Origin of the sequence: Christiangramia sediminicola, assembly GCF_031344135.1 — a bacterium.
In the GTDB taxonomy this organism is placed as follows: Bacteria; Bacteroidota; Bacteroidia; order Flavobacteriales; family Flavobacteriaceae; genus Christiangramia; species Christiangramia sediminicola.
Genome location: NZ_JAVJIU010000001.1, coordinates 697,263 through 710,574, shown reverse-complemented (window position 1 = coordinate 710,574; position 13,312 = coordinate 697,263). Strand labels below are relative to the sequence as shown.

Annotated in this window: 13 protein-coding genes; 3 read left to right on the top strand and 10 right to left on the bottom strand. The window is 37.2% G+C overall.

Translation table 11 applies throughout. From position 1 onward, the window contains the following. Positions 1 to 85 precede the first annotated feature (85 nt). Both RE431_RS03215 and RE431_RS03210 read right to left on the bottom strand, forming a co-directional pair. A complete protein-coding gene (locus RE431_RS03215; protein ID WP_309560511.1) occupies positions 86 to 283 on the bottom strand; it encodes a DUF1328 domain-containing protein in 198 nt (65 codons plus the stop codon). A gap of 209 nt (positions 284 to 492) precedes the next feature. Next, on the bottom strand, positions 493 to 945 hold the full coding sequence (locus tag RE431_RS03210) for an Lrp/AsnC family transcriptional regulator (RefSeq protein ID WP_309560510.1): 453 nt from the start codon (positions 943 to 945) through the stop codon (positions 493 to 495). Positions 946 to 1,059: 114 nt separating this feature from the next. On the opposite strand from RE431_RS03210, the gene RE431_RS03205 reads away from it, so the two are divergent. After that, on the top strand, positions 1,060 to 1,458 hold the full coding sequence (locus RE431_RS03205) for a hypothetical protein (RefSeq protein ID WP_309560509.1): 399 nt from the start codon (positions 1,060 to 1,062) through the stop codon (positions 1,456 to 1,458). A 66-nt stretch (positions 1,459 to 1,524) separates the two neighbouring features. Here the strand turns inward: RE431_RS03205 and RE431_RS03200 are convergent, their stop codons facing one another. Further along, a complete protein-coding gene (locus RE431_RS03200) occupies positions 1,525 to 4,980 on the bottom strand; it encodes a methylmalonyl-CoA mutase family protein (RefSeq protein ID WP_309560508.1) in 3,456 nt (1,151 codons plus the stop codon). A gap of 127 nt (positions 4,981 to 5,107) precedes the next feature. Beyond that, positions 5,108 to 6,586, bottom strand: coding sequence for a catalase (locus tag RE431_RS03195; RefSeq protein ID WP_309560507.1), 1,479 nt, complete (start codon positions 6,584 to 6,586; stop codon positions 5,108 to 5,110). Between the two features lie 142 nt (positions 6,587 to 6,728). Between RE431_RS03195 and RE431_RS03190 the strand changes: the two genes are divergently transcribed. Then, complete coding sequence (locus tag RE431_RS03190) at positions 6,729 to 7,433, top strand: DUF4197 domain-containing protein (protein ID WP_309560506.1); 705 nt, start codon at positions 6,729 to 6,731, stop codon at positions 7,431 to 7,433. A gap of 160 nt (positions 7,434 to 7,593) precedes the next feature. Continuing rightward, positions 7,594 to 7,791, top strand: coding sequence for a Lacal_2735 family protein (locus tag RE431_RS03185; protein WP_309560505.1), 198 nt, complete (start codon positions 7,594 to 7,596; stop codon positions 7,789 to 7,791). Here RE431_RS03185 and RE431_RS03180 read toward each other — a convergent pair. The 6 genes from RE431_RS03180 to RE431_RS03155 all read right to left on the bottom strand — a co-directional run bounded on the left by RE431_RS03180 (position 7,772) and on the right by RE431_RS03155 (position 13,256). Further along, positions 7,772 to 8,545: an ABC transporter substrate-binding protein gene (locus tag RE431_RS03180; RefSeq protein WP_309560504.1), complete on the bottom strand. Its 774-nt coding sequence runs from the start codon at positions 8,543 to 8,545 to the stop codon at positions 7,772 to 7,774. The genes RE431_RS03185 and RE431_RS03180 overlap by 20 nt on opposite strands. A 7-nt stretch (positions 8,546 to 8,552) precedes the next feature. Continuing rightward, the gene (gene pyrF / locus RE431_RS03175) at positions 8,553 to 9,371 is read right to left on the bottom strand and encodes an orotidine-5'-phosphate decarboxylase (protein WP_309560503.1); all 819 of its coding nucleotides are present in this window, start codon (positions 9,369 to 9,371) and stop codon (positions 8,553 to 8,555) included. 21 nt (positions 9,372 to 9,392) lie between these two features. Continuing rightward, positions 9,393 to 10,469, bottom strand: a complete 1,077-nt coding sequence (gene prfA, locus RE431_RS03170) for a peptide chain release factor 1 (RefSeq protein ID WP_309560502.1) — start codon at positions 10,467 to 10,469, stop codon at positions 9,393 to 9,395. 63 nt (positions 10,470 to 10,532) lie between these two features. Next, a complete protein-coding gene (locus tag RE431_RS03165) occupies positions 10,533 to 11,213 on the bottom strand; it encodes a lysoplasmalogenase family protein (protein WP_309560501.1) in 681 nt (226 codons plus the stop codon). A gap of 86 nt (positions 11,214 to 11,299) precedes the next feature. After that, positions 11,300 to 11,986, bottom strand: a complete 687-nt coding sequence (locus tag RE431_RS03160) for a hypothetical protein (RefSeq protein WP_309560500.1) — start codon at positions 11,984 to 11,986, stop codon at positions 11,300 to 11,302. Positions 11,987 to 12,074: 88 nt separating this feature from the next. Beyond that, positions 12,075 to 13,256, bottom strand: a complete 1,182-nt coding sequence (locus RE431_RS03155; protein ID WP_309560499.1) for an AIR synthase related protein — start codon at positions 13,254 to 13,256, stop codon at positions 12,075 to 12,077. Positions 13,257 to 13,312 lie beyond the last annotated feature (56 nt).

The window sequence follows — 13,312 nt, the reverse complement described above, 5'->3', positions numbered from 1 at the left end:
AAATATAGGAATTGCATCATTAACTATTCCATAAAAAAAGCCTGTTGCAGAAACAACAGGCTTTTCATAAGTCTTTTCGATAATTTTATTTATTTACAGGCTGATATTTCAGCTTTGGCTTTTCTGGAAAAAACAGTTTAGCTAATAATGAGATAACCAGTAAATCTGCAAAGATCAGGAACATTACTCGTATAACTTCAATACCATCAAATGCTAATCCGGTAAATCCTACAACTCCTGTAATCAATGCGAGTACTAAAAATAATAATGCTTTGCTTTTCATAACTTGTTCTTGCTTTCTTTTCAACAAATTTAAGTACAGATTAGACGTATTATTCCTAAGAAAATTACAATTAGATTCATTTTAACTAAAAAAAAATTCCGCCATGTCCAATTGTTAAAAATTAGATTTAAAACCACCAGTTTTAACAATTGTTCTTAGAATGAAATTTGAACTGCTTCAGTAAATTTTAAGAAAGAAACCAGGACTGGTTAGAAATTACCAACACGTTGCTTGATAGGAGCATCTTCTACGACATTAGAAAGAATGATATGGGTTCTGGTTTCTCCGTAAGTGATCAATCTGTCTATTAGTTTTTCGAGATGAACCTGATCATGAAGTATGACCTCCATAATTATATTTTCGTTTCCGGTGATACGATAACAATTTACTACTTCCTTGAAAGTTTTGACGGTTTCCAAAAATGCCTTAAGTCTTCCCGTAAATGCTCTTAAGGTAATCACCGCTCTTAATTGATATCCTGTTTTCTGATGTGAAAGGTTCACTTTATAGGAGCTTATCACTCCCGAGTCTTCCATTTTTTTAACTCGTTCAGCAACTGCAGGTGAGGTCAACCCTACTTTTCTACCAATTTCAGAAAAAGACGCCCTTGCATTTTTCTGTAATTCCTCCAATATGGCCCAGTTTAATTTATCCAGATTCATTTAAAGTTATTATATGTAATTTCTTTTAAATTTAAATATAATTATCATATTAACTAATTATTTTAAAGACAAGTATGCATTCTGAATAGTAATTTAGATGAAAATTGCTATAAAATGTCTTACTTTTCCAGAAGCTCTGAAAGCCCGCGTCAAGCCTTATATTTAAAGGCTCGTGAGATCATGCATATGTCTAAATATATTTCAGATTACCTGGTTCCAGATCTTGCTGTTTTAAATGAAAATGGGAATGAAGATAAATATGTCTATTTTACTGGAGACATTGTAAGACATTCTAATTCTTTGATACCTAATATCATTAAGGCAGAGAATGAGTTTTTTCAAGAAGCAAGAACTCAGTATGTCAATGCGATCGGAACTTTAACCGACAGGTTATCCAGAAATTGTGAGAAACTTGAGTTTACTAATAGTAACGGGAAAGAGTTCGTAAATCTTCTAAGAAAAGAAATTCAGAAATTCAGAAAGCTTCAGCGTGTCTGGAAACTTACTTTATAATTCTAGTACTACTCATAAAAAAACCCGGTTTAATTAAACCGGGTTTTTTGTTCTATATAATTAGAATTACATATTTCTTCTATACTGGCCTCCTACTTCAAATAAAGCGTGAGTGATCTGACCCAGTGAACAAACTTTGGTGGCTTCCATAAGCTCTTCAAATAAATTCTCATTATTTACAGCAGCTTTCTGAATTCTCTCCAGAGTTTCATCTGCCTTGGATTCTTTTGCTTTATGCAGTGTATCTAAAGTCTTGATCTGAGCCTCTTTTTCTTCTTCAGTTGCTCTAATTACTTCTCCTGGTGTCACTGTTGGCGACCCGGTTGAACTCAGGAATGTATTTACACCTACAATTGGATAATCGCCATTATGCTTTAAAGTTTCGTAATACAGGCTTTCTTCCTGGATCTTACCACGCTGATACATGGTTTCCATCGCACCAAGAACGCCGCCTCTTTCAGTGATCCTGTCAAATTCGGTTAGCACAGCTTCTTCAACAAGATCTGTAAGCTCTTCAATTATAAATGATCCCTGGATTGGATTTTCATTTTTCGTAAGACCTAATTCTTTGTTTATGATCAGCTGAATCGCCATCGCCCTTCTTACTGAAGCCTCTGTAGGAGTAGTAATCGCTTCATCATAAGCATTTGTATGTAGCGAATTACAGTTATCATAGATCGCGTACAATGCCTGAAGCGTAGTTCTAATATCATTGAAATCGATCTCCTGCGCGTGTAATGATCTACCTGAAGTCTGTATATGATATTTCAGCATTTGAGCTCTGGAATTAGCTCCGTATTTATGTTTAAGCGCTTTAGACCAGATCCTTCTGGCAACACGACCAATTACAGCATATTCCGGATCTACACCATTAGAGAAGAAAAATGATAAGTTTGGTCCAAACTTATTGATATCCATTCCGCGGCTCAAATAGTATTCTACGTAAGTGAATCCATTAGCTAGCGTAAACGCTAACTGCGTAATTGGATTTGCTCCTGCTTCAGCTATATGATATCCAGAAATGGAAACCGAATAAAAATTCCTGACCTTCTCTTCTATAAAGTATTCCTGAACATCACCCATCAATCTTAGAGCGAATTCAGTAGAGAAAATACAGGTGTTTTGTGCCTGATCTTCTTTTAAAATATCAGCTTGCACTGTTCCTCGAACTACGCTGATCGTTTCCGCTTTTATTTTTTCATAAACATCCTTTGGCAGGATCTGATCTCCGGTTAAACCTAATAACATTAAACCAAGACCATTATTTCCTTCCGGAAGGTCACCTTTATAAGATGGTCGATCTATATCATTATCATCATAAAGTTCCTTAAGCTTGGCCTCAACCTTATCTTCCAGGCCATTTTCCTTGATATATTTTTCACAATTCTGATCGATGGCGGCATTCATGAAGAATCCCAGCAACATAGGAGCCGGACCATTGATCGTCATCGAAACAGAAGTCATCGCATCTGCAAGGTCGAACCCTGAATACAATTTCTTCGCATCATCCAGACAGCAAATAGATACTCCTGAATTACCGATCTTACCATAGATATCAGGCCGATGGTCTGGGTCGTTACCATATAGTGTAACCGAATCGAATGCCGTGGAAAGACGTTTTGCAGGAAGACCTGCGCTTACATAATGAAACCTTCTATTAGTTCTTTCCGGTCCACCTTCACCCGCGAACATTCTTGTAGGATCTTCACCTGTTCTTTTAAAAGGATACAACCCTGCAGTATATGGGAATTCTCCCGGTACATTCTCCTGAAGACACCATAAAAGGATATCACCCCAGGCCTTATATTTAGGTAGTGCTACCTTTGGAATTTGTGTATGAGAAAGTGACTCGGTATGTGTATCAATTTTAATTTCCTTGTCCCGAACTTTAAAACTATAAACCGGCTCCTTGTACTTGGTTACCTTATCATTCCACGCCAGGATCATTTCCCAGTTATAAGGATCCAGATCCATTTTGGTCTTATCGAATTCAGCAAATAGCAGCTTTAAAAAGTCTGACTGTGAATCTTCAGCTACTTCATAAATTCCATCCTGATCTATTCCGTTCTTGTCTAAATAATTGTGCTGATCCTGACCAAATTCAGTTTTAATTCCAGCTACGGTCTCAATAGTTTTAAAGATTCCGTAGAGTCTTTGCGCAACTTCAACCTGAGCATTCGCCTTTTCATCATAACTCCTATTATTTTCAGCAATTTCTGAAAGGTAACGCGTACGCTTTGGAGGGATCACAAAGATCTTTTCACTCATTTCTTTCGAAATTTCAAAAGTTGAGGAAAGTCCGGACTTGGTCTTTTCTTCAACCTCATCCATAATACTTTTATAAAGCGTATTCATTCCCGGATCATTGAACTGAGAAGCGATCGTTCCAAAAACAGGAAGCGTTTCAGCATCTGAGTGCCATAACTGGTGATTACGCTGGTATTGTTTTTTTACATCTCTAAGCGCATCCTGGGCTCCTCGTTTATCGAATTTATTGATCGCCACAAAATCTGCGAAATCCAGCATATCAATTTTTTCCAGCTGAGTTGCAGCACCAAATTCAGGCGTCATTACATATAAAGAAACATCTGAATGATCTAAAATTTCTGTATCACTCTGACCAATTCCTGAAGTTTCAAGAATTATAAGATCATACTCTGAAGCCTTTAATACATCTACAGCTTCAGCAACATATTTAGACAGAGCAAGATTTGCCTGTCTTGTTGCCAATGAACGCATGTACACACGTTCATGATTAATAGAATTCATTCTAATTCTATCTCCGAGTAAAGCTCCACCTGTTTTCTTTTTAGACGGATCTACAGAAATAATCCCGATATGTTTTTCCGGGAAATCCATTAAGAATCTGCGTACCAGTTCGTCTACCAAACTTGATTTACCAGAACCACCGGTCCCTGTTATTCCCAAAACAGGTGCTCCATTTTCTTTATATGAATCTTTATTAAAATATTTTTTGAACTCATCATGCCTGTTTTCGGCAAGTGAGATAAGCCTTGAAATAGTATTTACGTCTTTATTCTTAAGATTCTCCTCTACCTTATCTGAGTTCTCAAGATCTGGAACCTCGTTATCAACCTGTTTGATCATATCATTGATCATCCCCTGAAGTCCCATTTCTCTACCATCATCTGGCGAATATATCCTGTCTATCCCATAATCCATCAATTCCTTGATCTCTTCTGGAAGGATCACTCCTCCTCCACCTCCAAAAATCTTAATATGGCCGGCACCTTTTTCATTTAGAAGGTCATACATATATTTAAAATATTCTGTATGTCCACCCTGGTATGAGGTCATAGCAATAGCCTGCGCATCTTCCTGAATCGCGCAATTCACCACTTCTTCCACGCTTCTATCATGGCCTAAATGAATTACCTCCACACCAGTTGCCTGGATGATTCGGCGCATGATATTTATCGCTGCATCATGCCCATCAAAAAGTGAAGCGGCAGTTACAATTCTTATTTTATTTTTAGGTTTATAGGGAGTTTGTTGTTCCATTTTTAATAGAGTCTGAATTTTGGACCTGCAATTTACGAAAATCGCAATGAAAAAGAGATTTTAAAATCTAAGAGAAAAGAAAAAAAGCCACCTTGAGGGAAGTGGCTTTTCTACTGGTAAATGAATTTTAATAATTCCAGGTATCTACACCCAAACCATCTGCAATCCTTTTACCAAGTTCCTCGTCTGCCTTAGACCAATGTCCAAGCTGACGTTTGATAATTTCATCTTTCTTAGGACCATCAATCTGGCTCATGGATCCTACTGTATTACTCACCAAATTGCTTTTTGCCTCCGGCGTCATTATTCTATAAAGGTTTCCCGGCTGAGTAAAATGATCATCATCGCCAGATGCAGGATCATTTCTATCATACCATGCAGCCTCGTCATCATTTATCTGCGGCGCCTTCAACTTATATTCTTCCTCAACACTTATATCATCGAAGCTATTAGGGAAATAATTTTCTGAACGGCCATGATTCCCATCAACTCTCATAGAACCATCCCTCTGGTAGTTATTTACCTGATATGGGCAACGGTTAACCGGTATCTGTTCGTAATTGGCACCTAACCTGTATCTGTGAGCATCAGGGTAAGAAAGCAGTCGACCCTGTAGCATTTTATCTGGAGAATATCCGATACCATCTACAATATGCGCAGGCGCAAAAGCTGACTGCTCTATTTGAGCGAAATAGTTATCAGCATTCTTGTTCAATTCCATCTTACCAACTTCGATCAATGGGTAATCCCCATGCGGCCAAACTTTAGTTAGATCAAAAGGATTCCACTTATAATTCTTAGCTTCTTCCTGAGGCATCACCTGGATCTTTAAAGTCCAGCTAGGAAATTCCCCATTTTCAATATGCTCTAAAAGATCCTGCTGCGAAATATCTGGATTTTTACCGGCCATTTCAGTAGCTTCCTCATCTGTAAAATTCTTAATTCCCTGATCTGTCTTAAAATGGAATTTTACGTAGAAACGTTCATCCTTAGAATTGATCATCGAAAAAGTATGAGATCCATAACCATTCATATGTCTATATCCATATGGAGTACCCCTGTCACTCATCAAAATTAAAACCTGGTGTAGAGACTCAGGATTCAAAGACCAAAAATCCCAACGCATAGTCTGAGATTTCATATTTGTGAATGGATGCCTTTTTTGAGTATGAATAAAATCTCCAAACTTCTTAGGATCTTTTATAAAGAAAACCGGCGTATTGTTACCTACCAGATCCCAGTTCCCATCTTCGGTATAAAATTTCAGAGAAAATCCTCTTGGATCACGGTCTGAATCTGCAGACCCCTTTTCTCCTCCCACCGTTGAAAACCTGGCAAGCATATCTGTCTTTTTCCCAACTTCTGAAAAGATCTTAGCGCGCGTATATTTAGTTATATCGTTTGTTACGGTAAATGTTCCAAAGGCACCAGAACCATTCGCATGAACTACTCTTTCAGGAATTCTTTCTCTATTGAAGTGAGCCATCTTTTCATGCAGCACATAGTCTTCCAGCAACAAAGGTCCGCGTCTTCCAACACTTAATGAATCTTCATTCTCAACGTACGGTCTGCCCGATGCAGTTGTTAATCTCTTTTTTTCGGACATAAAATAAATTTTATTTGATTAATTGATTGGTGAAATTAGCTCATCCTTTTCTATAACCAAAATCGATTGTTTTAATATTTTTATAACTTTTCGCGATGGTTAGTTAAAATTTTAGGGTTTATATTTGATTCAAAATTTTACCATGAAAAAGATCTTTTTACTCGCTAGTTTATTCTTCTTATCCTCTTGTGCTGAACTGCAACAAATTGCCTCACAATTACCTCAGGAATATGGAGTATCAGATTCCGAAATAAATTCAGGTCTTAAGCAGGCATTGCAATTTGGAATAGATAAAGAAGTTACCAACCTGGCGAAAGAAGATGGTTTTTTCAGGAATGAACTGGTTAGAATTAGCCTACCGCCAGAACTGCAAAAAGTAGATAAGACACTCAGAGATGTTGGTTTAGATGCACTAGCAGATGAAGGTTTAAAAGTACTGAACCGCGCTGCCGAAGATGCAGTTAGTGAAGCCATTCCGGTTTTTGCAAACGCCGTTACTCAGATCACTTTTGCAGATGCTCGTAATATTCTACTTGGCCCTGAAGACGCAGCTACTTCTTATTTAAATGGAAAGACGGAACAGGAATTATACAGCCGCTTTAATCCAATTATCAGTAATTCCCTGGACAAGGTTGGAGCAACTCAGGTCTGGAAAAATATCATTCAGAAATACAACTCTTTACCTATAACTTCCAATGTAAATCCTGATCTTCCGGATTATGTAACGAATGAAGCACTTGATGGAGTTTTTCTTATGATCGCAAAGGAAGAAAAGGACATAAGAAATTCGCTAGCCGCCAGAACCACAGACCTTCTAAAACGTGTATTCGCGTTACAGGATAGATAGGCTTTTTCTCACATTCTATAATTTTTTAACAATTTTAGTCTGATTACCAGTCTATTTTAAAAGAAACTTAACTACGCGTTATAATTCTATAAGCAGCTTCCTGTGTAGCTTTGTTGACAGACGAAAGGATTGATGAAGAATGATTAGATTAAAAATTGCTATGTTTAGAATTTTTGAAAATAAAACCAGAGAAGAACGTTTGTGTGACAAATATTCAAGGTTAATGCAGCGTGCTTATAAAATAGCTCTAATAGATAAGGAGAAAAGCGATCAACTTAACGCTCGCGCCAGAAAGATTCTTGCGGAGTTAAGAAGAATGGATTGCAGCCTTGTTGAAACTAGAGGTGAAACTGCTTAAAGTAATCCAGCGCTTTTAAGAGTCGGCTACCATACCAGCTGAAATACTCCCCATCCACAATCAAAACTTCAGAAGAATACTTATTAAATTCTGGTATGTGTTTTTCCTCAAATGGAAAAGGTTCTGAAGACAACATACAAATATCAATATCCTTTTCAATTAATTCCTCAGCATTTGTTTCTGGATATCTTTTCTCTTCAAAAACATTTTCAAAATTATTCAACTCTAGCATTTCATTTATGAATGTGCCTCTACCAACCACCATTAATGGATTGTTCCATATAAAATAAGCAACTTTTCTCTTTTCAGAGCCTTCAGCCATTTCGGCCAAATGATCAATTTTCTTTTTAATGGAATTTACCATGGTTTCAGCCAATTCTGAACAATTGAAAATCTTACCGTATTGCTGCATCAAATCATAGACATCACTAAGATTTGCGACATCGGAAATATGAACAGGTGCAATCTTTTCTAATTCTTCAACCATCTCCTTCGTATTCTCCTCCTTATTACAAAGGATGATATCAGGTTCAAGTTCTCTTACTTTTCTAAAAATTACTTTTTTAGTTCCGCCCAGCGTGGTTTTTGTATCCCTTAAATGAAAAGGGTGAACGCAGAAATGAGTGATTCCAATAATTGATTCTTCAAGCCCGAGATCCACAAGAAGTTCCGTCTGACTTGGAACCAACGATATAATTCTTTTTGGAGCAGTTTCAATTTTTAGATTTCTACCTAACTGATCCTGAATTTCCATAATTGATTTACAATCTTTCTAATTCTACTGCCATCTGGTTTTGCATTGCTTCAGCTTTGGCAGCGGCTATTTCAGCAAAATTTGAAGAATCTGAAGCGTAAATAATTTTTCGGGAAGAGTTTACCAGCAAACCTACATCCTTGTTCAATCCGTATTTACAAACCTCTTCCAGACTTCCACCCTGAGCTCCAACACCAGGAACCAGCAGGAAATTATTTGGAATTATCTTTCTTATATCTGCCAGGTATTCGGCTTTAGTCGCTCCAACAACATACATTAGATTCTCCGAATTCTCCCAGGTTCTAGAAGTTTTGATCACCTTCTTGTATAGATCTTCATCTCCTGTTTTTAAAGTTTGAAAATCGAAAGCACCTTCATTTGAAGTGAGAGCCAAAAGGATCGTGTGTTTGTTCGTGAATTCCAGGAACGGCTCCACCGAATCTTTTCCCATATATGGCGCCACGGTAATCGAATCGAAGCCCAGATCATCAAAAAATGCCTTGGCGTACATTCTTGATGTATTCCCTATATCACCTCTTTTTGCATCTGCTATGGTGTATAGATCTGGATATTCAGAGTGTAAATATTCAATAGTCTTTTTAAGCGATTTCCAACCGGAAACTCCAAGAGCTTCATAGAAAGCGATATTCGGTTTATATGCCACACAATATTCATGCGTGGCATCTATGATCGCTTTATTGAAACTGAACACAGGATCTTTTTCGGAAAGCAAATAGGTTGGGATCTTTTCTAGATCTGTATCCAGGCCTACACATAAAAATGATTTCTTTTTAAAGATCTGCTCCGTCAGTTCCTGTGATGTCATAAAAATTTTCCGTTTTCGGGTTTATAGGATATCAGAATTCTCCTTTAGCTTCTCTGTATTTTCAGCCAACTGAAGTTCATCAATGATCTTTTGAATATCTCCGTTAATGATATTGGAAAGATCATATAGTGTTAGATTAATTCTATGATCGGTCACACGACTTTGCGCGTAGTTGTAGGTTCTAATCTTTGCACTACGGTCACCACTGGAAACCATCGAATTTCTTTTGGCAGCATCGGCTTCCATCTTCTTAGCCAGTTCCATTTCATATAATCTTGATCTAAGTACACGGAAAGCTTTTTCCTTATTCTTATGTTGAGATTTTTGATCCTGACATTGTGCTACCAATCCAGTTGGTTCGTGAGTAAGACGTACCGCAGAATAAGTGGTGTTTACTGACTGACCTCCAGGTCCAGATGAACAGAAATAATCTATTCTTACATCCTTCGGATCTATTTCTACATCAAACTCTTCTGCTTCGGGAAGCACCATAACGGTTGCTGCTGAAGTATGCACTCGCCCCTGTGTTTCTGTTTGAGGAACACGTTGAACACGGTGTACACCAGCTTCAAATTTCATAGTCCCATAAACATCTTCACCAGAAACTTCAAAGATCATCTCTTTAAATCCACCACTGGTACCTTCGCTAAAATCCACGATATTGTGGCTCCAGCCTCTGCTCTCCACATATTTGGTATACATACGATATAGATCTCCTGCAAAGATACTGGCTTCATCACCACCTGTACCCGCACGAATTTCCATCACTACGTTCTTACCATCTTCAGGATCTTTAGGAATAAGCATCATTCTGATCTTTTCCTCTAATTCAGGAAGTTGCCCTTTAGCTTCATCTAATTGAAGTTTGGCCATTTCAGTCATTTCAGGATCGCTCCCGTCTGAAATTATTTCTTCAGCTTCGCTAATATTATCGGTCAAGCTAATGTATTTCTCACGCTCGTCCATCAAAGCCCTAAGGTCTTTGTATTCTTTATTTAATTCAATATATCGCTTCTGGTCTGAAATCACATCCGGCTGGATAATCAAGTCGTTCACCTCGTCAAACCGCTGCTTTACGATATTAAGTCTCTCAATCATATATTACTACTGAATTTAGGATAGCAAATTTACGATAATTTGCCTGAAATTTCAGAGAAAGCTTTAAAGGCTTTCCATTTCAGCTACAGCCTCATGACTGCGGGCAAAAGATGTAAATTTTACAAGTCCTGCAATTCCGAGAATATAGAAAAATCTATCGGGAAAATAAAACTCATAGAATTCGAGGTAGTAAGCGATAAAAGAAGTGATGTCTGAAAAGACAAGACAGAGAGTTGCTGCCGTAAAATAGAAAGAAGTTCTATCTGAATACCTGTTACTATAGGAAATGGCCGCGATCACCATCGCGATCATAGAAACTCCGTAAATATAAAATAAGACATCCAGGCCTGGATAAACGTACTGCCCAGGCACCATACCCACCAGCATGTACAGCATTCCTAAGTTCAGGAAGAACACCACCACAAATAAAATCTTCTGAAATAAGTTAGTTTTAAGTTTTTTTAATTCAGGAACTACGACCAGTACCAGTAAAGTATAAGCTGAAATTCTCATTAAAAAGGTAGCCGTGTTGGCAATGGAATTTTCGTAGTAGAACAATAACAAATCAGAAACTAACAGACAGAAAAATGCGCTTAACATTCTCTTACCATAAGTTTTTTGCCAAAGTAAAATGAGCAGGAAAATTCCTGTACTAATTAAACGCGCCCATCTACTTAGTTCCTGATCATATTCAAATATGATATAGAAATTGGCCAGTAAAAGTATCAGCGTAATTGCTGACATTAGAGATTTCGGTAACATGATAATTTGGTTGATCAGAAATACTTACGTAAAAATCAGAAAGTTGGTTTTAAAAAACTGAAATTAATTTAATTGATAACTGCAGATTTTTTCGAATTCTTTGAGTTTATGGCAAAAGCAAGTAAAAATGCCACTCCAATGATATTGGCTAATCTATCCAAATAGAAAAATTCGGTGAATTGTAAATAATGAGCATTGTAGTAAAATATGTCTGAAAGCACGAAACCTAAAGAGACGATCACAAGGTAAAAACCTTTTCCGTCTGCATACCTATTGAGATAAGAGAGCGACGCTGCAGCGAGAGCTAAGGAAAGAATTCCCAGTAAATAAAATAAACTGATAAATAATGTATTTTGATGGCTTCCGGGAAGTGTTTCTGCCATTACATGTAACACATAAAGATCTATCGCCACGATAAAGCATGCGATAACAATGGTAATTAAATTGAATTTAAGTTTTGAAAGTTTCGGCATTAATAGCAATATCAAATTGAGATACGCCAAAATTCTAACGATATAAACGAAATACTTCACAACAGGCATTTCATAAAAAACAAGAAGCCCATCGCAAATCACCAACAAAGCAAAAACAGCTAGTAACTGGTAGCTTTTAACGCTTTTGAAAAGAAAAATTAAAAGAAAAATTGCTGTAGTCAAAAACCTGAACCACCTGTCTATAAACGGATCTAAATAATAGATTGCCAAAAGATTGACGGCGATAAGTATACCCGTGATTAGGGCTAGCCAGATTTTCATTGATGATTTCGTGTAATCTACTGCGTAGATAATAATTCTCAAAAAAACCTAAATTCTATGTAATAAGGAAGTAAATTTAAAATTATGATTAACGGTATTCATAATTTCCATGTTCACTTTTTATGGTAAGCTTTTTAGATTTTGAAGCCTCTACTCTACCAATGATCTTTGCATCTACATCAAAGGATTTGGAGATCTTGATAATTTCAGGAGCAACACTCTCATCAACATACAGCTCCATACGATGGCCCATGTTAAATACCTGATACATTTCTTTCCAATCGGTTTTGCTTTCTTCCTGTATCAATTTGAAAAGAGGAGGAGTATCAAATAGATCATCCTTAATGATGTGGTTCTTATCGATGAAGTGAAGGATCTTTGTTTGTGCACCACCACTACAGTGAACCATCCCATCTATCTTTTCGTTTCCTATGTCATTAAGGATCTTTTTAATTATAGGCGCGTATGTTCTTGTTGGTGATAATACTAATTTTCCGGCATCGATAGGACTATTCTCAACCTTATCGGTAAGTTTTTTTGTACCGGAATAAACCAATTCTTCCGGAATTGAACTATCGAAACTTTCAGGAAATTTTTCAGCTAATACCTTTGAAAAAACATCATGTCTAGCTGATGTCAATCCATTGCTTCCCATTCCGCCGTTATATTCTTTTTCATAAGAGGCCTGCCCAAAGGAAGAAAGTCCTACGATCACATTACCGGGCTTGATATTAGCGTTATCTATAACCTTATTTTTCTGCATCCTTGCTGTTACCGTAGAGTCTACGATAATAGTTCTCACTAGATCACCAACATCTGCAGTTTCACCTCCGGTAGAATGAATTTCTACTCCAAAATCTTTTAATTCGGCGATCAATTCTTCGGTACCATTAATTATAGCTGAAATAACTTCTCCCGGAATCAGGTTCTTATTCCGACCGATCGTTGAAGAAAGCAAAATATTATCTGTAGCTCCAACGCAAAGAAGGTCATCAATATTCATGATCAAAGCGTCCTGTGCTATTCCTTTCCAAACTGAAATATCTCCGGTCTCCTTCCAGTACATGTAGGCAAGTGAAGATTTTGTTCCCGCACCATCGGCATGCATGATCAAACAATGATCATTACTACCGGTTAAATGATCTGGAACGATCTTACAGAAAGCCTTTGGAAATAGCCCTTTATCTACATTTTTAATAGCATTATGCACATCTTCTTTCCCGGCTGAAACACCTCTTCCAGAATATCGCTTACTTACTTCTTTACTCATGACTTTTTCTTAGAGGTCTCAAAGATAATTAGTTTAAACAGTTCTCGTAAATAATC